Source organism: Tunturibacter gelidoferens (genome assembly GCF_040358255.1).
Taxonomy (GTDB): domain Bacteria; phylum Acidobacteriota; class Terriglobia; order Terriglobales; family Acidobacteriaceae; genus Edaphobacter; species Edaphobacter gelidiferens.
Window position 1 is genome coordinate 3966767 of the sequence record NZ_CP132938.1, and the last position, 22189, is coordinate 3988955.

19 protein-coding genes and 1 riboswitch are annotated in these 22189 nt (G+C 58.1%); of the genes, 7 read left to right on the plus strand and 12 right to left on the minus strand.

The window, feature by feature from the left end:
- Nucleotides 1-105: 105 nt before the first annotated feature.
- Nucleotides 106-1392, plus strand: a complete 1287-nt coding sequence (gene clpX / locus RBB81_RS17320) for an ATP-dependent Clp protease ATP-binding subunit ClpX (protein WP_179584105.1) — start codon at nt 106-108, stop codon at nt 1390-1392.
- Between the two features lie 237 nt (nt 1393-1629).
- A complete protein-coding gene (lon, locus tag RBB81_RS17325; RefSeq protein ID WP_353071506.1) occupies nt 1630-4056 on the plus strand; it encodes an endopeptidase La in 2427 nt (808 codons plus the stop codon).
- Between the two features lie 78 nt (nt 4057-4134).
- On the opposite strand, the gene RBB81_RS17330 is transcribed toward lon, so the two are convergent.
- A complete protein-coding gene (locus RBB81_RS17330; protein ID WP_158941405.1) occupies nt 4135-4284 on the minus strand; it encodes a lmo0937 family membrane protein in 150 nt (49 codons plus the stop codon).
- 291 nt (nt 4285-4575) lie between these two features.
- Here RBB81_RS17330 and RBB81_RS17335 point away from each other — a divergent pair, with 291 nt between their 5' ends.
- Nucleotides 4576-6843 carry a hypothetical protein gene (locus tag RBB81_RS17335; RefSeq protein WP_353071507.1) on the plus strand — a complete coding sequence of 756 codons (2268 nt, stop codon included), beginning with the start codon at nt 4576-4578 and terminating at the stop codon, nt 6841-6843.
- Nucleotides 6844-6846: 3 nt separating this feature from the next.
- Here RBB81_RS17335 and RBB81_RS17340 read toward each other — a convergent pair whose 3' ends face one another.
- A complete protein-coding gene (locus tag RBB81_RS17340) occupies nt 6847-7128 on the minus strand; it encodes a MoaD/ThiS family protein (protein ID WP_353071508.1) in 282 nt (93 codons plus the stop codon).
- The gene (thrC, locus tag RBB81_RS17345) at nt 7128-8414 is read right to left on the minus strand and encodes a threonine synthase (protein ID WP_353071509.1); all 1287 of its coding nucleotides are present in this window, start codon (nt 8412-8414) and stop codon (nt 7128-7130) included. Before thrC ends, RBB81_RS17340 begins: the two co-directional genes overlap by 1 nt.
- Nucleotides 8415-8536: 122 nt before the next feature.
- Nucleotides 8537-8657, minus strand: a riboswitch (SAM riboswitch).
- 76 nt (nt 8658-8733) lie between these two features.
- Between thrC and RBB81_RS17350 the strand changes: the two genes are divergently transcribed.
- Nucleotides 8734-9126, plus strand: coding sequence for a hypothetical protein (locus tag RBB81_RS17350; RefSeq protein ID WP_183788003.1), 393 nt, complete (start codon nt 8734-8736; stop codon nt 9124-9126).
- On the opposite strand, the gene RBB81_RS17355 is transcribed toward RBB81_RS17350, so the two are convergent.
- The 5 genes from RBB81_RS17355 to nuoI form a co-directional block, all read right to left on the minus strand.
- Nucleotides 9123-9515, minus strand: a complete 393-nt coding sequence (locus RBB81_RS17355; RefSeq protein ID WP_353071510.1) for a hypothetical protein — start codon at nt 9513-9515, stop codon at nt 9123-9125. The genes RBB81_RS17350 and RBB81_RS17355 overlap by 4 nt on opposite strands.
- A 248-nt stretch (nt 9516-9763) precedes the next feature.
- Nucleotides 9764-12481: a methionine synthase gene (gene metH, locus RBB81_RS17360; protein ID WP_423248028.1), complete on the minus strand. Its 2718-nt coding sequence runs from the start codon at nt 12479-12481 to the stop codon at nt 9764-9766.
- A 2-nt stretch (nt 12482-12483) separates the two neighbouring features.
- Entirely contained in the window at nt 12484-13041 is a 558-nt protein-coding gene (locus RBB81_RS17365; protein WP_353071512.1) for a homocysteine S-methyltransferase family protein, read from the minus strand.
- Between the two features lie 49 nt (nt 13042-13090).
- The gene (locus tag RBB81_RS17370; protein ID WP_353071513.1) at nt 13091-13600 is read right to left on the minus strand and encodes a homocysteine S-methyltransferase family protein; all 510 of its coding nucleotides are present in this window, start codon (nt 13598-13600) and stop codon (nt 13091-13093) included.
- Between the two features lie 108 nt (nt 13601-13708).
- Entirely contained in the window at nt 13709-14212 is a 504-nt protein-coding gene (gene nuoI / locus RBB81_RS17375; RefSeq protein ID WP_179584123.1) for an NADH-quinone oxidoreductase subunit NuoI, read from the minus strand.
- A gap of 39 nt (nt 14213-14251) precedes the next feature.
- Between nuoI and RBB81_RS17380 the strand changes: the two genes are divergently transcribed.
- Nucleotides 14252-14803, plus strand: coding sequence for a hypothetical protein (locus tag RBB81_RS17380; RefSeq protein ID WP_183788000.1), 552 nt, complete (start codon nt 14252-14254; stop codon nt 14801-14803).
- A gap of 115 nt (nt 14804-14918) precedes the next feature.
- Nucleotides 14919-16190, plus strand: coding sequence for a metallophosphoesterase family protein (locus RBB81_RS17385; protein WP_353071514.1), 1272 nt, complete (start codon nt 14919-14921; stop codon nt 16188-16190).
- A 26-nt stretch (nt 16191-16216) separates the two neighbouring features.
- On the opposite strand, the gene RBB81_RS17390 is transcribed toward RBB81_RS17385, so the two are convergent.
- Nucleotides 16217-17806 (minus strand): UbiD family decarboxylase, encoded by a 1590-nt coding sequence (locus tag RBB81_RS17390; protein WP_353071515.1) that lies wholly within the window; start codon nt 17804-17806, stop codon nt 16217-16219.
- Between the two features lie 351 nt (nt 17807-18157).
- Between RBB81_RS17390 and RBB81_RS17395 the strand changes: the two genes are divergently transcribed.
- On the plus strand, nt 18158-18895 hold the full coding sequence (locus RBB81_RS17395) for an energy transducer TonB (RefSeq protein WP_353071516.1): 738 nt from the start codon (nt 18158-18160) through the stop codon (nt 18893-18895).
- Nucleotides 18896-19026: 131 nt separating this feature from the next.
- Here the strand turns inward: RBB81_RS17395 and RBB81_RS17400 are convergent, their stop codons facing one another.
- From RBB81_RS17400 to RBB81_RS17410, 3 genes are all read right to left on the minus strand, one after another.
- Nucleotides 19027-20049 (minus strand): VTT domain-containing protein, encoded by a 1023-nt coding sequence (locus RBB81_RS17400; protein WP_179584133.1) that lies wholly within the window; start codon nt 20047-20049, stop codon nt 19027-19029.
- A gap of 168 nt (nt 20050-20217) precedes the next feature.
- A complete protein-coding gene (locus RBB81_RS17405) occupies nt 20218-20817 on the minus strand; it encodes a Dps family protein (protein WP_246373413.1) in 600 nt (199 codons plus the stop codon).
- A 63-nt stretch (nt 20818-20880) separates the two neighbouring features.
- Nucleotides 20881-22188, minus strand: a complete 1308-nt coding sequence (locus RBB81_RS17410) for an HlyD family secretion protein (protein ID WP_179584135.1) — start codon at nt 22186-22188, stop codon at nt 20881-20883.
- Nucleotide 22189 lies beyond the last annotated feature (1 nt).

Below are 22189 nucleotides of genomic sequence, written 5' to 3' on the forward strand. Positions count from 1 at the left end.
TTTCGGGGTACTGCTGTGCACCCCGGAGCAAGCTTTGTAAGTTGAATCGGGTGTAAACTTACAGTAAGACTTTGTTACGCGTACGACTCAGGAGTAGTCGCATCTATGAAAACTTCACGGGGCTCAGACGAATCTCTTCGTTGTTCTTTCTGCCATAAATCGCAGGACGCCGTTGCCAAGTTGATCTCATCGCCCTCGGACTATCCGCGGGCGTATATCTGCGATGAGTGCGTGGCGGTTTGCAACTCGATCCTGGAAGATGATCGCACCGAGACGCAGCCAGGCGCTGCGCCGGCTCACCTGCCTAAGCCGCAGGAAGTAAAAGCCTTTCTGGATGAGTACGTCATTGGGCAGGATCAGACAAAGAAAAAACTCGCGGTGGCGGTCTATAACCACTACAAGCGGATTCAGATGAACAAGACGCGCGGCAACGATGTCGAGCTTGCGAAGTCGAATATTCTGCTGGTAGGACCGACCGGTTCGGGTAAGACGCTGCTGGCTCAGACGATGGCGAAGATGTTGGATGTGCCGTTTGCGATTGTGGATGCGACGACGCTAACCGAGGCCGGGTATGTAGGCGAAGACGTTGAGAACATCATCCTGAAGCTGCTACAGGCTGCAGATGGCGACGTGCAGCGCGCGCAGAGCGGGATCATATACATCGACGAGATCGACAAGATTGGACGCAAGGACGAGAACCCTTCGATTACGCGTGACGTTTCGGGTGAGGGCGTCCAGCAGGCGCTGTTGAAGCTGCTGGAGGGTACGGTTGCCAACGTGCCACCCCAGGGTGGACGAAAGCATCCACACCAGGAGTTCACTGCTGTTGATACGACGAATATCCTCTTCATCTGCGGCGGGGCTTTTGTCGGGCTGGAGAAGGTGATCGGGCGACGAATTGGCAAGAAGGCGCTTGGATTCAAGGCGATTGCTGATCCCGATGCGAAGGACGGAGATGTGACTCCGATTCGGGCACAGCGAGATGCTGAGTTGCTTCGTCAGGCTGAACCGCAGGATCTGTTAAAGTATGGACTGATTCCGGAGTTTGTTGGCCGGCTGCCGGTGCTGGGAATCCTCGACGAACTGGATGAGGCGGCCCTGGTAGAGATTCTGACCAAGCCGCGCAATGCGATTTTGAAACAGTACACGAAGCTCTTCGACTTCGAAGGGGTGAAGGTGATCTTCACCGACGAGGCTGCGCGGGAGATCGCTCGCGAGGCTCTGCAACGGAAGGTTGGAGCGCGTGGTCTGCGAATGATTCTGGAAGAGCTGATGCTGGATCTGATGTACTACGTTCCAGGCAACAAGAAGGTCAAGGAGCTTTCCATCACGGCAGAGATGGTGAAGAAACACAGCCTGACGCTGCCGATGCTACTGGAAAAGGCAGGTTAGTTAAAAGTACTGGTCTGGTGTACAGATTGTTTGAGAGGAACAGGGATTACTTTGATGTTCAGTGGGTCGCAACGACGTCGATTGTCGTTGCGATTGCTGTTTTAAAAGCTGAATATGTTTCAATTCCCTGCCGGTTGTATTTGTGGAATACCTTTATGAGGTCCGAGGAATTACAATCACCTGAAGCCGCAACGCCGATGCATCATTTCCGGCGTTTTAACGTCTAATTGGAGAGAGATGACAAATCAACCAAAAAAAGCGCTAAGCGGCGATGTTCGCAAGCTTCCGATGATGCCCATTCGTGACATGGTCATCTTTCCTCATATGATGACGCCATTCGTCGTTGGACGTGAGTCTAGCGTTCGGGCTTTGGAAGAGGCTCTCTCGGGTGACCGCAAGATTTTTCTCGCTACACAGCACGATGCTTCCATGGATGAGCCGAACGCCGACGATATCTACGAAACGGGAACGATTGGCAATATCGTTCAGAGCGTGAAGATGCCGGACGGAAACATTAAAGTGCTGGTTGAAGGCGTGGAGCGGGCACACGCTACCGAGATCAACGACGTCGATGGATTCTTTGTCGCGACCGTGCGCACCGGTCAGACACATCTGGAGATGACGCCACAGGTGGAGCAGCTGATGCAGCGGGTCCACTCGCTGTTTGAGCAGTATGTGAAGCTGCAGCAGTCGTTGAACTACGAGACGATGGCGGCGAGTGTGCGCGCGGATGAGCCTGCAAAGCTGGCCGATACGATTGCGGCAAACCTGCAGCTCTCGATTGAAGAGAAACAGCAACTGCTTGAGGTCTTCGATCCGGAGAACAGGCTGACCAAGGTTGCCGATGTACTGGATGTGGCGATTGAGAAACTGAATATGGATCGCACCATTCAGTCGCGTGTGAAGCGGCAGATGGAGAAGGCTCAGAAGGAGTACTACCTCAACGAGAAGATCAAGGCTATTCAGAAGGAGCTTGGTCGTGGAGAGAAGTCCGAGTTCGATGAGCTGAAGAAGAAGATTGAAGCCGCTGGAATGCCGAAGGATGTTCTTGAGAAGTCGCTGCAGGAGCTGAAGAAGCTTGAGGCGATGCCTCCGATGTCGGCTGAATCGACTGTGTCGCGGAACTACCTGGACTGGCTGCTTGCTGTGCCGTGGAAGAAGCGGTCGAAGGAGATTCGATCGATCGAGCATGCGGAACAGATTTTGAACGAAGATCACTATGGGCTGGAGAAGATCAAGGAGCGGATTCTGGAGTTCCTTGCGGTTCGGCAGCTGGTGAAGAATCCGAAGGGATCGATTCTCTGCTTTGTTGGGCCTCCGGGTGTCGGTAAGACTTCTCTGGGGATGTCGATCGCGAAGGCTACGGGCCGTAAGTTCGTGAGGATGTCGCTGGGCGGGGTTCGGGACGAGGCGGAGATTCGTGGGCATCGGCGGACGTACATTGGCGCGCTGCCAGGGCAGATCATTCAATCGATGAAGAAGGCCGGGACCAAGAATCCTGTGTTCATGCTGGACGAGATCGACAAGATGGCTTCGGACTTCCGTGGCGATCCGGCGAGTGCGCTGCTTGAGGTTCTGGATCCGGAGCAGAATACTTCGTTCCAGGATCACTACCTTGATGTCGAGTACGATCTGTCGCAGGTTCTGTTTGTCGCCACGGCGAACGTTCTGCACACGATTCCCGGGCCGCTGCAGGACCGCATGGAGATCTTGCGGCTGCATGGTTACACCGAGATCGAAAAGCTGGAGATCGCCAAACAGTACCTGGTGAAGAAGCAGAGAGAGGGCACGGGCCTGACGGAAGAGCAGATCGTCTTCGAGGACGATGCGCTGAGGCAGATCATTCGCGGATACACGCGAGAGGCCGGCGTCAGGAATTTGGAGCGCGAGATCGGTAATGTGTGCCGCAAGGTGGCGCGGCGCGTGGTGAAGAACGGCGCGGAGCACAAGGAGACGATCACCGGGCAGAACATCGGGGATATTCTTGGCGTGGCGAAGTTCCGCGATTCACAGGTGCACGAGAAGAGCGAGGTTGGTCTGGTGACAGGCCTTGCGTGGACAGAGATGGGCGGAACGATTCTGCAGACCGAAGTGCAGGTGCTCGACGGCAAGGGCAAGATGACGGCGACGGGGCAGCTCGGCGATGTGATGCAGGAGTCGGCTCAGGCTGCGCTGACTTATATTCGCTCGCGCTCGCATCATCTTGGGTTGGCGAAGGACTTTTATAAGAACGTCGATATTCATGTTCACGTGCCGGAGGGAGCGATTCCGAAGGATGGTCCGTCGGCTGGCATTACGTTGGCGACCGGGCTGGCGAGTGCGCTTACGAAGATCAAGGTACGGCGCGATATTGCCATGACAGGTGAGATCACACTGCGGGGCAAGGTGCTTCCGATCGGCGGTCTGAAGGAGAAGCTGCTGGCGGCGCATCGCGCAGGTATCTTTGAGGCGATTCTGCCTGAGGAGAACCGCAAGGATATGGCGGATCTGCCGGAGCTGCTGAAGACCAGCATGAAGCTGCACTTTGTCGAGGAGATGGACCAGGTGCTGAAGCTGGCTCTCGAAGGCAATCTGCCGGAGTTGCAGGAAGAGACCCCGGAGGCGCTAGCGAGCGTAATACCTGCGGCTGGGATCGAAATTCCGCAACCTGCGGCGCATCAGTAAAAGACGAGCGTTTGTCAAAGTAAAGAGGCCGACCTGCAAACAGGTTCGGCCTCTTTTATTCCCAGGATTCGCAGGCGCTTAGACCGCTCGTCTGCCGCTGACGAAGTTCATGATGATTGAGATCAAAGCGAAGATCAGCAGGAGATGAATTAGAAAGCTGCTGACATGAAGTACGAAAAAACCACCCAGCCAAAGCAGCACTAGTACGACGGCAAGAATGAGGAACATGGGGGACCTTCTTTCTCAGAACAGAATTGCGCGTCATGCGCGAATGTCTACAGGTCATAAGAGCTAGAATGCTCTCTATTCGTTGCTCCGGTTAAAGATATTGCTCAAGTAAGAGTGATGGGAGTGGCGTCGGGAGGGATCAGGATCGACTGAAATACGGCCACTTCTTCGGTCAAACAAATGACATCTGCGTGACAAATCCTGTGGGGGATCGGCGTAGGTTCGACCTGATCTTGCGGTTTGAATCTAATGGTAGTGTGTCGGGGTTTGGTGGTCATTTGGAGGTTTGTGATGGGTCGCACTTTCCGGAAGGTCTTGGGCGCTTGCCTCGGTTTGTTTTTTTGTGTGGGTTTGGTGTCGTGTGGCGGAAGATCTAAGCCTGCGCCCGAGTCTACGCCAGCGGACTTCTCTCTGGCTTCTACGCCGACGACAATCACCGTCGTTCCGGGTGGACCGGGTCAGCAGGTGAGCGTGAGTGCGACCGCCGCCAACGGCTTTACAGGGATGGTGACGGTTGCCATTTCGGGGCTGCCCGGCGGCGTATCCGCACAGCCATCCACACTCACGTTGACCCCTGGGACAGCGCAGAGCATAACGGTTACGGCGTCGGCGGGAGCCGCTGCTGGAAACGCTACGCTGACCCTCACTGGAACTTCGGGACCGCTAACGCACAGCGCTACGGTCGCGGCAACGGTCTCTGCACCGCCTCCGGATTTCACATTGACGCTGGCGCCTGCTTCCTTGACGGTTGTTGGCGGCTCGGCTGGTTTGCCTGTGAGTGTTACCGCTGCGGCGGTTAACTCGTTTACAGGTGGAGTGGCGGTTGCGATCACGGGCCTCCCTGCGGGTGTGACTGCAAATCCAGCGACTTTGACCCTGACTCCGGGGACTGCGCAAAGCGTGCTGCTTACGGCAGCGCCAACTGCAGCTGCGGCCACTGCGACGGTCACGTTCACGGGGACATCTGGCAGCCTTACCCATTCGACGATGCTTGCTTTGACCGTGCAGGCCATTGCGATGACCAACGCACCGGACGTGACGACCTTCCACTATGACGTTGCGCGAGACGGACTGAATGCGCAGGAGACGATCCTGACGCAGAGTAATGTGAACTCGACGCAGTTCGGCAAGATTGGCTTCGATGCTGTCGACGGCAAGGTGGACGCACAACCACTTTTCCTTGCGAATGTGTTTATCGGAGGGCAGCTGCACAATGTGCTGTATGTGTCGACCGAACACGACAGCGTCTACGCGTTCGATGCAGATAGCGGAACGCAGTTATGGAAGACTTCGACCCTTGGAAACGGCGAGACAACGAGTGACGACCACGGCTGCTCGCAGATCACACCGGAGATCGGCATCACCTCGACTCCGGTGATCGACCGCAAACAAGGGACAAATGGAAGCCTGTTCACCATCGGCATGAGCAAGGATGCGAATGGGGGATACCATCAGAGGCTGCATGCGCTGGACCTTACGACGGGCGTGGATACGGGAGCTTCGACGGAGATTGCCGCGACCTATCCGGGAAAAGGAGACAATAGCCAGAATGGCAGTGTGGTCTTCGACCCTGCGCAATATGCGGAACGCGCAGCGCTGCTTCTTCTAAGCGGCAACATCTACACGGGCTGGACCTCGCACTGCGACTCGGGGCCTTATACGGGGTGGGTGATTGGTTACAGCGAATCGACGCTTGCACAGACGCAGGTGTTGAACCTCTCGCCGAACGGCCACGAGGGTTCGATCTGGATGAGCGGGGATGGTTTGGCTGCCGACAGCAGCGGGTTCATCTATCTGCTACAGGCGAATGGGACCTTCGATACGACGCTGGACTCGAATGGATTTCCTGCCTTGGGAGATTACGGCAACGCGATGGTGAAGCTCTCAACCAGTGGGAAGCTGGCCGTAGCAGATTACTTCGAGACCTATAACGGGGTCGCCGAGTCGACTCAAGATCTGGACCTTGGTTCAGGCGGTGAAATACTCCTGCCCGATCAGATGGACGCCACTGGACACGTGCATCATTTGATTGTTGGCGCAGGCAAAGATAGGAACATCTATCTCGCGGACAGAGACAATCTAGGCAAGTTCAACCCGGCCAACAATCCAATGGACAGCAACATCTATCAGGAGATTCCTGGAGCTATGGAGGGCCAGGTCTTTTCCACTCCGGCCTACTTCAATGGGACGGTTTATTACTCATCAGACGGGGACACGCTGAAGGCGTTTCCATTGACGAATGCGGTGCTGGCCACTAGCCCGTCGAGCACGACGGCTGTAAGGTTTCCGCATCCGGGACCAACGCCTTCCATCTCCGCTAACGGAACACAGAATGGAATCGTGTGGGCGCTGGAGTCGGGCCTTAGTTCAGCGGGCGTGCTGCATGCGTATGACCCGTCGAACCTCACGCATGAGCTTTACAACAGCGGCCAGGCGGCCAATGGTCGGGACAGCTTCGGAAACGGCAATAAATTTATTACACCGATGATCGTCAACGGCAAGGTGTACGTTGGGACGCAGAATGGTGTTGCGGTCTTTGGACTGCTGCCAACGCAGTGACGCTTAGACGCTGCCACCGGCGATCGACGGGATGAGCATGATCTCATCGCCGTCCTGGAAGGCGTAGGCTTCTCCGCCCAGGAAGCGGATGTCTTCGTCGTTGACATAGATGTTGATGAAGCGGCGGAGCTTTCCTTCTTGGTCCTTGATCTGGTTGGAGAGCGCGGGGAAGGTCTGGTCGATATCGGCGATGAGGCCGGGAAGGTTGGAAGCCGCAGAGTTGAATTGCTTGCGGCCATCGGTGTGGCGGACGAAGGCAGTCGGAAGAGTGACTTTGATAGACATTAGAGGGCTCCTGCGGTGGCCAGTTCTGGCTCTGTGATTCCGTCGAGTTCGCGGAGGTAAGCGTCGAAGTCTGCGAGGCGCGGTCGTACGGCGCGGGCGTTAAGATGCGAGTAGCTGTGGGCGAGGGCGTCGGTGGTTTTGAGGCCGTTGCCGGTGATGCAGGTCACAGTGATCTCGCCGGGGGAGATGCGACCGTCGGCATAGAGGCGCGCAGTGACTGCGGTGGTGACGCCGCCGGCGGTTTCGGTGAAGATGCCTTCGGTTTCGGCGAGTTCCTGAATGCCGGAGACGATCTCTACGTCGGAGACATCCTCTGCCCAGCCGCCGGTGCTGCGGATCATCTTCGCGGCGGCGGGGCCGTCGGCTGGATTGCCGATGGCGAGAGAGCGGGCGATGGTGTTGGGGCGCTGCGGTTCGATGTAGTCAGTTCCCTCTTTGACCGCGACGGAGATGGGTGAACAGCCTGAGGCCTGCGCTCCGAAGAAGCGGACGGGTTTCTCGTCGACGAGTCCGAGATAGATGAGTTCGTTGAAGGCCTTGCGAATTTTTCGGATGAGCGAGCCGCCGGCCATAGGGACGACGACGTTGTCGGGGAGACGCCAGCCCAGTTGTTCGGCAATCTCATATCCTACGGTCTTCGAACCTTCCGCGTAGTAGGGGCGGAGGTTTACGTTGACCAGGCCCCATGTGTATTCGTCGGCGATCTGAGTGCAGAGTCGGTTGACGTGGTCGTAGTTGCCGTCGATGCGGATGAGGCGCGCACCGTAGACCAGGGTGTTGAGAATCTTGGCGGGTTCGAGGTCGGCGGGGACGAGGATGGTGGCCTTGAGGCCGAGACGGGCGGCCTGCGCGGCGACGGAGTTAGCGAGGTTGCCGGTCGAGGAACAGCCGACGATCTCGAAGCCGAACTTCTGCGCATTGGCGAGCGCGACAGAGACGACACGATCTTTGAAGCTAAGAGTCGGGAAGCAGACGGCGTCGTTCTTGATGTAGAGATTGGAAGCGCCGATGCGCTTGCCGAGATTCTTTGCGCGAACGAGCGGGGTGAAGCCTACCGGGAGATCGGGCTCGAAGCCTTCGGGGATGGGGAGGAGAGCGGCGTAACGCCAGATGTTGGCCGGGCCGGCTGCGATATTTTCCCTGGTGAAGATGCCTCGAACGGCCTCGAGGTCATAGGCGATTTCAAGGGGGGCGAGGCAGTCTGGGCAGGCGGAAAGGGGTTGGTTGCCAAACCTCTTGCCGCACTCGTTGCACTTCAGTTCGTATCGGCTACAGGAATAGTTCATCGTGCTCTTTCCGAGGGGAAAGGTTGAACTTTTTGCGCTTACTCTCTTTTTTGGGGGTCGCCGGATAGGCTGGGAAGGTGAAATGCGGGTGCAAGCCTGGAATTTTGGCCTGCGTGCTCCGAATCTCATGTTCCCTGTAGCAGCCTAAAAGGCCCCCAGGAGAGAGTTGACACCGGTACGCCTTTGTTCTGTCCGGTTGTCGTGGCGTCAAAGGGCTCGTCCCTCAACCACTCTGCATGAAATTCAAATCTGCCGAAGCAGACTGGAATGTATTGTTTGTACCACAGGCCGGGCAGGGCCGCAACTTGTGGAGATATTTTTGACGCGGAAGTTGTATCGACGGAATGCGGGTGGGTGGGTGTACTGGGCAGGTGGTAAGCGCGCAAATCTGGTTGAGGAGAGGTCGCCGATGAAGAGAGAGATCGAGTTTGTTGGGAGTTTTGCGATGAGCGTGTTGTTGCTGGCGGGTTCGTTCGCGGTAGCGCAGAGTGCTACGACGGTGAAGGCGAAGAAGCCCGGTGCGGCGACGACTACTACTGCGGCGGCGACCAGTGCCACGGCTCAGAGCGCGGCACCGGCTGCGAATGCCCAGGCGACTCCCGCTGCTAGTGGCCAGACGAGCGGTGTCGCGGCGACGACTGCGACGACAACCACCAAACCAAAGACCATGGTCAGCGCAGATAAGCGGACGATTCCGATTCCCCAGATTTAGTTTGAAGTGGTATCAGACGGCAGCGGGACGATTTCGTTGACTCCCTTTGCGAAGGCGGCGGGGTCAAACTCGGTGCGAACGATCTCGTCCGGGCAGTCGGTGAGAATCGCAACGCGCCAGTTGCAGACAAAGGCAACGAGCTGTTGATGCTGGGCAGTTTTGATCTCAGAGCACATGTGTTCGGCGTGAGGAATCCCTTCCTCGCCTTCCACGTCTATCAGGACGAGATCATAGTGGCGCGACCAAAACATGGACAGGCCTTCGGTATGGTCGAGGGTGGAATCAACATGAAACCCCGAGAGGCGGAGAACCTGGTCGCGGAGAGGCCGGATGGTTTCGCGGGTGCAGATGTGAAGGACGGACCGAACGCTGCTGATGGGGTTTTCCATTGGTTCTTTAGCTTTCACGAGACCGTACGCCCAGTTTTCGAATCCACGAAGTAACGGCGAGGAAAGGGACTTGCCCTACCGACCGCCTTTGAAAGGGTCAACATTTATTTTACCGGAGGTTGGCTGATTCCAACGATAAATGGCAAGCGTTGTGTTGCCCATAAACGGAAACAGGGCCGGTGGGGGTGGTCTCACTGACGAGTGGAGAACGAACGCGTTACGCAGCTCCTTCGATCTCGATAGGTCCCTTATGCGGGATCGTAGTTGAGGTTTTGCCCCAGCCATCGCTCGACCTCAGCTACGCTCATTCCCTTGCGCTCGTGGTAATCGGCGACCTGATCGCGGTCGATCTTGCCGAGACTGAAATAACGCGACTCCGGGTGCGCAAAGTAGAGTCCACTGACGCTTGAGCCGGGCCACATCGCAAACGACTCCGTGATGAGCATGCCGGTGTTGGCCTGCACGTCGAGCAAGCGCCAGAGCGTGCCTTTCTCGGTGTGATCCGGGCAGGCCGGATAACCTGCAGCAGGCCTGATACCGCGATACTTCTCCTGGATAAGATCCGCGGGATTCAGACCTTCCTCGAGCCCGTAACCCCACTCATCCCGTACACGCTTGTGGAGGCACTCTGCAAAGGCTTCCGCAAGACGATCTGCGACAGCCTCCGCCATAATCGCGTTATAGTCGTCGTTCTCGGCCCGGAAGCGGTCGCAGAGTTCCTTCAAACCAATGCCGCTGGTCACGGCGAACGCGCCGATGTGATCGGCCAGTCCGGTCTCTTCGGGCGCGATGAAATCAGAGAGCGATCGGCACGGCTCGCTGCCTTCCTTGTTTGCTTGCTGGCGGAGGAAGTGAAAGCGCCCAAGCTCGTTTTTCCGCGTGTCGTCTGAGTACAGCGCCACATCGTCACCGACGGCGCTGGCGGGAAAGAAGCCGTAGACGCCGCGCGCAGTGATCTGGTTCTTCTCGATGATGCGATCCAGCAGAGTGTTGGCGTCAGCGAAGATCTGTCGCGCCTGCTCTCCCTGTTGCTCGTGCTCGAGGATACGAGGGTAGACTCCCTTCAAACCCCACGCATGGAAGAGCGGCGACCAGTCGATGTACTCACGCAGTGTAGCTAACGGAAAGTTGTCCAGCACTCGAACGCCAGTGAATGCAGGTGTGGGAAGATCTTCGGAACGCCACTCGATCGGAGTTCGTCTGGCGCGAGCGGCCTCGAGCGAGATCACGGTCTGGCGCGGCGCGGCATGGGCGGTGCGCAGAGCCTCGTACTCGGAGCGATGCTGGGCTACGAACGCAGGCTTCCCTTCGGCGCTGAGCAGGCTGGTCGTCACGGGCACTGCACGGCTGGCGTCCAGGATGTGAACCACCGGCTCGCTGTAGTGCGGTGCGATCTTGATGGCGGTGTGTCTTCGGCTCGTGGTTGCGCCGCCGATGAGCAGAGGCAGTTTGAAACCCTGGCGCTCCATCTCGCGGGCCACGTGCACCATCTCGTCAAGAGAGGGTGTGATGAGGCCACTGAGGCCGATCAGATCCACCTTCTCCGCTTTGGCGCGCTCGAGAATCTTCTCGGAGGAGACCATCACCCCCATATCGATGACTTCGTAGTTATTACAGGCGAGGACGACGCCGACGATGTTCTTGCCGATGTCGTGAACGTCGCCTTTGACGGTCGCGAGCAGGATCTTTCCCTGGGCTTTGACGACCTGGCCAGAGGCGGCCATCTCAGCTTTCTCGGCCTCCATGAAGGGTGTCAGGTGCGCAACGGCCTTCTTCATGACACGGGCCGACTTGACCACCTGGGGCAGGAACATCTTTCCGGCTCCGAAGAGATCGCCTACCACGCCCATGCCATCCATCAGCGGCCCTTCGATGACCAGGAGAGGCCGACCCAGCTTGACGCGAGCCTCTTCGGCATCAAGCTCGATGTAGGCGTCGATGCCCTTGACCAGAGCGTGGGAGAGGCGCTCCTCGACCGTGCCGCTGCGCCACTCTTCGGCCTTCTTTTCACTTGCTACCGAGTCGACGCCTGCGGCTTTCAGAGCTTCGCCGTATTCGACCAGGCGCTCCGTCGCGTCCGGACGGCGGTTGAGAAGAACGTCTTCGACCAGGATTTTCAGCTCGGGGTCGATCTCCTCGTAGACCTCGAGGATTCCCGCGTTCACGATTCCCATGTCCATGCCCGCGGCGATGGCGTGATAAAGAAAGGCGGAGTGCATGGCCTCGCGAACCTTGTTGTTGCCGCGGAAGCTGAAGGAGATGTTCGAGACGCCGCCACTCACCTTCGCGTGCGGCAGGTTGGCTTTGATCCAGCGCGTCGCATTGATGAAGTCGACCGCGTAGTTGTTGTGCTCCTCCATACCGGTGGCGACGGTGAGGATGTTTGGGTCGAAGATGATGTCTTCGGGCGGGAAGCCGACTTCGTTGACGAGGATACGGTGAGCGCGTTCGCAGATGCGAATCTTCTCCTCGTAGGTTGCAGCCTGGCCCTGCTCGTCGAAGGCCATCACGACGACCGCTGCGCCGTACTTCAGCACTGTCGCGGCGTTGTGGCGAAACTTCTCTTCTCCTTCCTTGAGCGAGATCGAGTTTACGATGCCCTTGCCCTGCAGGCATTTCAACCCGGCTTCGATGACCTCCCACTTGGAGGAGTCCAGCATGAAGGGAACCTTGGCGACTTCTGGCTCGCTTGCCAGCAATTGCAGGTAGCGCGTCATCGCTGCGACCCCGTCGATCATGCCCTCGTCCATGCAGATGTCGAGGACGTTGGCGCCGCTCTCGACCTGCTGCCGGGCTATGCTAACCGCTTCTTCGTATTTACCCTCTTTGACGAGCTTGGCGAACTTCGGCGAACCGGCCACGTTGGTGCGTTCGCCGATCATGATGAAGACGCCGGGTTGCTGGGTAAACGGCTGTGATCCTGACAGGCGAAGCGGCTTGGGGTGCGTCGGCTCGGTTGCGCTCACACTCACGCGGCACGCTCGATCTGACGAGCCCACTGCCGCGGTGGCTGGCCTTCGAGCGCCTTCGCGATGGCTGCGATGTGCTCGGGCGTGTTGCCGCAGCAGCCGCCGGCGATGTTGATCAAGCCGGCTCGTGCAAAGTCGCCTAGATAACGAGCCATATCCTGCGGCCCGAGATCGAAGCCGGTCTCGGAGAGAGGATTTGGCAGACCGGCATTTGGGTAACAGGAGATCGCCACGTCAGCCTTCGTTGCCAGCTCGTCGAGGAAGGGATACATCAGATCAGGGCCGAGTGAGCAGTTCAGCCCTACGGACAAGGGCTTGACGTGCTGGACTGCGTTCCAGAATGCCTCTGTGGTCTGCGCGGAGATTAGTGTCTCGCCACCACGCCCGACTGCCGCCGAGATCATTACTGGCAGCTCCTTGTTGTTCGCGGTAAGGCCATCTTGATCGAAGACCTCGCGGATGGCGACGAGTGCCGCTTTGGCATTCAGGGAGTCGAAGATCGTTTCGACCAGCAGCAGATCGGAGCCGCCGGCGATGAGGGCACGAACCTGCTGCATGTAGGCGGCTTTTACCTGATCGAAGGTGACAACCCGAAAGCCCGCATCGTCAGCATCGGGTGAGTTGGAGAGAGACGGTCAGCGGACCGATTGCGCCTGCTACGAAGCGCTGGCGGCCGGTTTCGTTCGCTACGCGGTCTGCCCATTCGCGGCACTGGCGTGCGGACTGCTCGTTGATCTCCCAGGCGAGATTGTTAAGCATCGGATCGTCGATGATCTTCTGGTAGAACTCCGGATCCTTTCGGCCGCCGTGCTCCCGCGGATCGTCTACGAAGAATTCGCTCTGGGTGATGCTGGTCGCGCCGAAGGTGTTGGTCTCGATGATGTCAGCACCGGCTTCCAAAAATCGACGATGGATGTCGGAGATCATCTTCGGCTGCGTCAGGGAGAAGAGGTCGCCGTTGTTGAGCAGGTCCTTTGTCGAGCCCTTGAATCGCTCCCCGCGGATGTCAGCTTCCTTCATGCCGTAGGTGCGAATCGTCGTGCCCATTGCACCGTCGATGATGGCGATTCGGCTCTCGAAGATCTTTTCAAGAGGATGTTGGCTCGCTGTAGTCATTTCTATCTGATGTCCCTCACTCGTTGCGCGGTGCACTGTCGCGCCCCGTCGTAGTGCGGAGAGCCACCAAGGCTCACCGTTTGGTTTTCACACATCAACGTGAATCTTTTAGGCGAGGATCTCTGCTTGATCTTTCTGAGATCGCACGGCGTCCGGAAGCATCGGGGTAGGAATGAGAAGATCTTCCTTGCGCATGACGAGGGTTGTGGCGTTGAGGCTGGCGAGTTCGAAGCCGTGACCGTGGGTGATGGCGTCGGTGGGGCATGCTTCGACACAGTAGCCGCAGAAGATGCAGCGGTTGTAGTCGATGTTGTAGACCTTGGCGTAACGCTCCGCGGAGGAGATGCGCGTCTCTTCGGTGTTCTCGGCGGCCTCGATATAGATGCAGTTCGACGGGCAGGCGGCGGCGCAGAGGAAGCAGGCGACACACTTCTCGAGACCATTCTCGTCGCGCTGCAGCTGGTGCTTGCCGCGGAAGCGCTCCTCAAATTTGGCTCCGCGCATGGGACCTTTGCCGTCGGGATAGTTCTCGACTTCAGTCGGCTGGAAGACCTGCTTCAGCGTGATGCTCATACCTTTGGCAATGGCTGCGGCGTCGCGGACGATAGACATGCCTTGAGTATACGACGGGGGCGCGGTAGGCTGAAAGCCATGAAAAGAGCCGCTGTTTCCATACCGTTCCTGCTCGGCCTGTGCTTTGCTGGAATAAGCTTTTCAGCTGCAATCTCTCAGACTGTTCCGATGGGGGTGATGGCGGAGCATCAGCACCCTCCTGCGCAGCCTTCAACAGGATTGGTACTAACTCTGGACGGTAAGGCGACGACGTTATCTGTGGCAGATCTGTCGGCAATGCCGCAGACGACGATAACTGTCCACAACGAACATACGAAGACCGATGAGACCTACTCCGGCGTGCTGCTGGGGGCAGTGCTGGCGAAGTATGGGTTACCCGTCGACAAGACGACCCACCAGAAGATGTTGCGGAGCTACCTCGTCGCTGAGGGGATGGATAAATATTGGGTGGTTTATTCGGTCACCGAAATTGAAGGATCGGAACATAACGGCACAGTGATCGTTGCAACCAGCATGGGAGGCAAACCGTTGGGCGAGGACGGGATGTTCAAGCTGGTCGATAGCGAAGACAAAAAGCCGCAGCGGTGGGTGCGGAATCTGAGTGCGATTACAGTGAAGAGCGCGGAGTAGAGGACAGCTTTGTGATGCAACTTTTTAAGTGGCACCAAAATGTTCCAGGTTTCACACTCCTCTTTCACGCTGGCGCGTATTCTGGGTGGCAGTTTTCTGACCGCTGGAGGTCGCGATGCGAAAAAAAACACCTCGTCAGACTTTGCACTATGCCACCAAGAGCTTCGATGCAAACGCCAGGCCACTGCAATCGGGCGCCGCGGCCAACGACCAGCCAATCTTTTCGCAGCCTAAGCCTTCTCCCGACCCGATCGGTTTCAAAGATCCGGTCACCGACCAGAAATATCGAGGAATTGCCAGCGTTGAGCCCGTGCCCCAGCCGGCCGGAGGTGCGGTCGAGCCAGTCGTTACTCTGGAGCAGGTTTATGGGCAGGCAGGAGCTGGAGTCATCAAGGCGATTCAGCAGGCGAAGCAGATTGTCTTTCACTCGGTTGGGGACACCGGCAGTGTGACAGGACCGGCAACCCAGTCGCTGGTTGCCGACAAGATGGTGTCCGACTTCAGCGAAGCAAACGCGGCCGACGTTCCGTCGTTCTTCTTCCACCTGGGCGACGTCGTCTATTACTTCGGCGAAGCTACCTACTACTACGACCAGTTCTTCGAGCCTTACCGCGACTATCCCACACCCATCTTTGCGATCGCGGGGAATCATGATGGGGTGGTGTACCCGAAGGATCCGTCGCCTACGCTGGACGCCTTCCTGCGCAACTTCTGCTCGCCTACTGCAGCTCAATCGCCGGACTCCGGGAACCTGTTGCGCACCACGATGATCCAGCCCGGGGTGTACTTCACGCTGGAGGCTCCCTTCGTTCGAATCCTCGGCCTTTACAGCAATGTGCTGGAAGATCCCGGCGTTATCTCCGGCGAAAACGGGAACAACACTGCGCTCGACAACCGACAGATTGCATTTTTAACGGCGGCGCTTAAGCGAGTGAAGACTGAAAAATTTGCCGGCGCAGTGATCATCGCAGTGCATCATCCTCCGTTCACTGGAGGCGTGGAGCACGGAGGTAGTCCCCTGATGCTGGTGGATATTGACGCAGCCTGCACAGCGGCGGGAGTGTGGCCGCATGCGGTCTTCTCCGGCCATGCGCACAACTACCAGCGTTACACGCGCACAGTCAACAAACTCCAGATACCGTTTATCGTCGCAGGTTGCGGAGGGCACAATCCGCTTTCGGCGATGCGGGGCACCTTCCGAACACCTTTCAAGATCGACAACACTTTGACTCTCGAGAGCTACGATGCGACCGACTTCGGATACCTTCGTGTGATCGTGAATGCGACGACGATGACCGTGGAGTATCATCCGCAGAGCGACGGGGGCACCACCAAGACGCCCAATGATCAAGTGACGATTGCACTTGCAACACAAACCATAAGCTGAGTGGTTCGCGGGGAAACTTACCGGTCTCACTCGATGCCGAGCTTCTTCCAGATAGCATCGACTTTGGTCTTTACTTCCGCGTCCATTGTGAGCATCGGCGGCCACGGGCGATTGAAGCCTTCGGCGGCCCACTTGCGCGTAGCATCGATGCCCATCTTGCTGCCGAAGTTCGGTAGGCGGCTGGCGTGGTCGAGCGAGTCGACGGGACCAAGGGTGAACTGGATGTCGCGTTCGGGATCAATGTTGTTGGTTGTGCGGAGGGTGACCTCGGCGAGGTCCTGCACGTCGCAGTCTTCATCGACGACGATGATGCACTTGGTGAACATCGCCTGGCCCATGGCCCAGATGCCGTTCATGATCTTCCTTGCATGGCCGGCATAGGATTTTTTGATCGAGACAATCATGAGGTTGTGGAAGACACCCTCGGCGGGAAGATTGACGTCGACGATCTCCGGCAATGTCAGTTGCATGAGCGGGAGAAAGATGCGCTCGACGGCCTTGCCCATCCAGGCGTCCTCCATGGGCGGCTTGCCAACGATCGTGGCTGCGTAGATGGGATCTTTGCGATGGGTGATGCAGGTGATGTGGAAGACGGGGTACTCGTCCTGCATGGTGTAGAAGCCAGTGTGGTCGCCGAAAGGGCCTTCGGTGCGGAGTTCGCCTAATTCGACATAGCCTTCGAGGATGTACTCGGCGTTGGCTGGCACTTCAAGGTCCACGGTCTCGGCCTTGACGAGTTCGAGCGGCTTCTGGCGGAGGAAGCCGGCGATGAGGTACTCCTCGACGTCGGGTGGGGCGGGCACGATGGCACTGAAGGTCGTGGCGGGGTCGGTGCCGATGGCTACGGCGACCTCCATTCGGTCTTCGCGAATCCTGGTGACGGTCGTGGTGGTGAGGGTGTCGAGGGAGGATGCGGCGGCGGTTCCGCCGGCGGTGATCGCCATCAGGTCGACGCGGGCGGCGGAGTCGGGAGAGGCCTCCCGAAGGCGCTCGCGCATGTGTTCGGCGGCGACTTTCTGGCGCTGCCAGTGCATGCCCGTGGTCTTGCCGTCGTATACCTGCATGCGGTACATACCTACGTTGCGCTTGCCGGATTTGGGGTCGCGCGTAATGACGCAAGGGAGGGTGATGAACGGGCCGCCATCCTGCGGCCACGTCTTTAGGATCGGCAGTTCGAGGAGATTAACGTCATCGCCACGATGGATGACTTGTTTACACGGAGCGTCTTTGGCGGAGACTACCTTGGGGAAGAAGCTGCCGACTTCGGCCAGCGTCGGCAGGAGCTTGAGCTTGTCCATGAAGTTGGTCGGCATCTGCGGCTTGATGAGGGTGCGGATGCGGTCGGCGATAGCGTCGAGCGAGTCGGTCTCGAGCGCAAGCCTCATGCGGCGTTCGCTGCCGAACTGATTCATCAGAACACGTGCGCCGGGATAGCCTTCTACGTTTTCGAAGAGGAGCGCGGGGCCGCCCGCCTTGGCTGTGCCTCGACCTAGTTTGGCGGTGCGGTCGGCGATCTCTGCCATCTCGAGATCGGGAGAGACCTCGATTGTGATGCGCTTCAGTTCTCCGGCCTTCTCAAGCTGCTTAATCCATTCGCGTAGATCGTTGTAGGCCAATTCCCTCTCCTGGCTCATGCCGGTGCGGTGAAGCAGGTATCCCCACTCCCCCGAAAAGTATGCAAAGTCTTCGATCCAAATGGCTTAGATGTATACTCCAAGTGGACTGAACTCTTGTCTCTCCTTCAGTTTAGCTGCTGCAAGGGGTTGGTTGTGTCAAGTCCCGTGGATTGCATTTCAGAGGATGATGATTTCCTGCATCGTTTTCAGGAACTCTGCCGGCATGGACGGACGCTGAACTATGGTGGGACGGCGTTGCTGGAACATAAACAGGTTGGAGGTGTCTAACAGAGTACGGCCGTATTCCTCGCTGGATGCGCACCTTGGATCCGAACGCTGGAGGGTGCTTCTATGTTTGAGGAAAGTCTTGTGGAGTCGCGTGCAGGAGAAGTCTCGGCGAGCAAGCGGTGGACGACGGCAGCGTCGATCAGCTTGCAGTTTGCCGTTGTCGGCTTAGTGATCGCTTTGCCCTTGATGCATCCGGAGGTGCTGCCGTTTTCTGTGGAAGCTCCGAAGATGCTGCTGCCGTTGCTGCCGAAGCCGCCTGCGCCTCCGTTGCGGGTGCAGCGGGTTACGGAGGCCGCTACGAGTTTTGCAACGGCGGCTCCGCCTCAGCCGGCGATCCTTCCGGCGCGGCTCCCGGGCAGAGGGGTTAGGGCGGTGGAAGAGCCTTCGCTCCTCGATCCCGGCAGCATGGGGATGCCCTATGGGTTGCCGATTGGGCTTAGCGTGAGAGAGTATGGGCCGCATCCGGGTGTGTCTGTGGGGCCGGGAGTGGGTTCGGAGGGAGCTCTGCATAAGACGATTAATGTCTCGACAGGGGTCTCGCAGGGATTGTTGATTGCGCCGATTCGTCCGGTGTATCCGGCGATTGCCAGGGCTGCTCATGTGGAGGGAACGGTGGTCGTGGAGGCGGTGATCTCGCGAGGCGGAACCATCGAGAGCCTGCACGTACTCAGCGGACCGGTGATGCTGCAAAGCGCAGCGATGGATGCCATACGAGCGGCGCGATACCGGCCTTACCGGTTGAACGGGGAGGCTGTGGATGTTCAGACGACGATTACGGTCAATTTTCGGATGGGGGTCTGAAGCAACCGGGTCCTGCCGGACGGGCGCCCTACGCGGGCAGCGGTCACTTCGTGACGGGTGTACCTTGTCCTGCAACGATGAGCGGCATGGCCCTCCCGTTGGTCGGGATACTGTCGGATACTGCCCTCGACTTACATGGAGGGGACGGCGGATTTGGAGTCAGCCGGAAGAATCTCCTGGACGACATCGGCGCTTGGCGCCTCGGTGACGTAATCGACCAACGGGAAGCCTGCTTCTTTCCAGCCATCGAAGCCGCCGCGGAGAGGGCGAACTCGATAGACACCCATCTTGTGCAACTGCAAGGCAAGCTTGGCGCTGGTCTCTTCGCTGGGGCAGGTGCAGTAGAGGATGACATCGCGGTCGCGGGGAATAATCTCGCTGTGCGCTTTGAGTTCATTCGGGCCGATACGAAGTGCGCCGGGAAGCACGCGCGGATCGGGAAGATAGTCGAGGGGATGGCGCAGGTCAACGATGAAGGGAGGTGTATTCCCGCTGGCTTCGGCTGCGTCGAGCATCGCCTTCAGCTCGGTTGGCTCGAGACGCAGTTCGCGAACCTGCTGGAGGAACTTGCGTTGTTTCCAAATGCGGTGAGCGAGGAAGCCGAGGACCATCAGGGCGAAGATGAAGAAGGCAAAGTGACCGAGCCAGTGAAGGAAGGGCGCGCTCTTCTTGGCGACATCGCCGAAGAATCGGCCAGCGAGGATGAAGGTCTCTCCCCAGATGAAAGAGCCAGCGAGATCCCACATGAGGAACTTGGGATAGGGCATGCCGGTCTGGCCGGCGATGGGAGCGGCGACGGTGCTGAGCCCGGGGACAAACTTCGCGAAGAGCAGAGTGACCGGACCGCGGCGGGTGAAGTAACCCTCTGTCTTACTGACGCAGGTGGAGGCTTCAAACGACAGCCGGCAAAGCAGTTTCAGAACGCTGTTGCCAAAGCGCCGACCGAGCGCGAACCAGATGGTGTCCGCGATGAGGCAGGCAAACAGGACCGCGATGACGACATAGAGGTGGCTGACGGTGTGAGTCGCACTGAGAGTGCCCGCAGTGAGCAAGACAGGGATGCTTGGAATGGGAATTCCGACCTGCTCCACCAATACCCAAAGGAAGACGATCAGGTAGGCGTAATGGACGAAGAATGCGAGTGCGATCGGCATAAAGGTGTACTTCTTACAGATGATTGGAGCTGGCGGTTGGATGCGAACCCAACTGACATTAACATACACAGCCCGGACGCTTCGCGCGACCGGGCTGTTTCGTTGAAGCGTAAAAGCCAGGATTCGAACTACCGCCCGGCTACTACCCCTCGATTATTTTTCAAGGGATTATTTTTCAAGGATCAAAGGCATCTCGACCAGATGCTGGCCGATGAACCAGGACTGCAGTTCGTTGGGACGGAGGATATCGCTGACGACCAGATCGTTGGTGCCCTGGTCGCCCGCCTTATCGGCTAGATCTGAGATGTCCAGGCAGCTTTGAATGATGACCTTATGGGCTTCAAGGAGGCGGGAGATCTGCACCGGAACCTCTTCTCTGCCGCGCGGCGGTCGCTGGATGCGGGTGATCTCCGCAACGTCGCCGCCCATGGCGATGGTGACGCCGCCGAGAAGCTGAACTCGCTCGGCGATGGTGTCGACCATCTCGACCTGCTCGTCGAAGTGCTTGTCGAAGAGGAGATGAAGCTGGTAGAAGGTCGGACCGGTCACCTGCCAGTGATGCTTCTTGTACATGTCGCGCAATACGATCGAGTCGGCGAGAAGCTGATTGAGCTGGGCGACCATATCGGCCCGGACCTTCGCGCTCAACGGGTGAGGCATATCCTGGACCACGGAGCCGTACTTCTGAATCTCCTTCGCGTGTGCGTGCCAGTGCGGCGCTACGTTCGCGTCGCTCGAACTTGCTTTCTTAATTGCAACTGCCATCATCCACCTCGTAAAAATTGGCTTTCAGTTGTCAGATGCCGCAGAGAACGAGTCGGTTTCCCTCGATTATTTGACCTCTACCTCCGGCGTCACCGACATGCCTGGACGCAGGGCATAGTCGCCGTTCTCCTGTTGCAGATTCGTGAAATCGACACGAACGGGAATTCGCTGGACAACCTTGACATAGTTTCCAGTAGCGTTTTCAGGGGGAAACAGGGAGAGCCTCGATCCGGTAGCGCCGCCGATTTGAGTCACCTTGCCGTGGAACTTGCGGCCGCCAAGGGCATCCACTTTGAGAGTGACTGACTGCCCGGGCTTCATCTTGGCGAGCTGTGTCTCCTTGAAGTTTGCCGTCACCCAGAGGTTGGTCAGCGGAATGATGGTTAGGACATCCTGCCCGATACTGAGATTGGCACCTACCTGAACGTTCTTTTTGTTGACGATACCGGTGGTGGGAGCGGTGATGTGGGTATAGCCAAGATTAAGTACGGCCTGATCGACCTTGGCTTGGGCCTGCTTGACGTCGGCGAGAGCTGAGTTTGCCTTCGCCTGTTGGACTCTTACCTGGTCGGGGCCGGTTTTCACGGATTGTGCCGCTTGAAATCGTGACTGGGCGAGTTTCTGGATTGACTGACTGACCGCAGCCTGGTAGCCGATGACCGTGGCTTCGGCCTCCAGCACAGACGCCTGATTCGCGGCATCGGTAGCGACGGCGGCATCATACTGCTGCTTGGAGATGACGTCCTTCTCGACCAGCGGAGTGTAACGTTCAACGTCGAGATGCGATTTGACCGCGGTGGCCTTGGCTGCAACGACGCGAGCCTCTGCGGCCTGAGCTTGCTTGCGGGCCTGCTCCACTGCGGCGGAACTTCCGGTAACATCGGAGCCGGTGGTGCTGACGCTGGTGTTTACATTGACGCCGACGATTGGCACGTTCACCGTAGCCTGAATTGCGGCAGCCTGCGAGCTGGCGAGATTGGCCTGAGCCTGCTCGAGCGCCACCTGATAATCCCGGGGGTCGATCTCGGCGATAGGATCACCAACTTTAATCTGTTGATTGTCTTCAACGTAGACCTTGATGACCTGACCAGTTACTCGCGAGCTCACCTGGTAAAGATCGCCGTCAACCTGAGCGTCGTCGGTGTCCTCGCTGAAGGTCGAACGCCAGTAAAAGATTCCCGCGCCGATGACAAGCAGGATGATGACCGCAATGACAATAAACTTGCGGCCGGATTTTTTCTCCGGAGCGTCGTCCTCTTCCTGTTTGTGCGAATCGGCTGGGGGCTGTTTTTCACCAGCGTTTTGCTTGATTTGCACGGTGCCGCTGATCTGCGCGGTCTGGCCGTCCTGCTGCTGATCTGATTGGTCTGGCAAG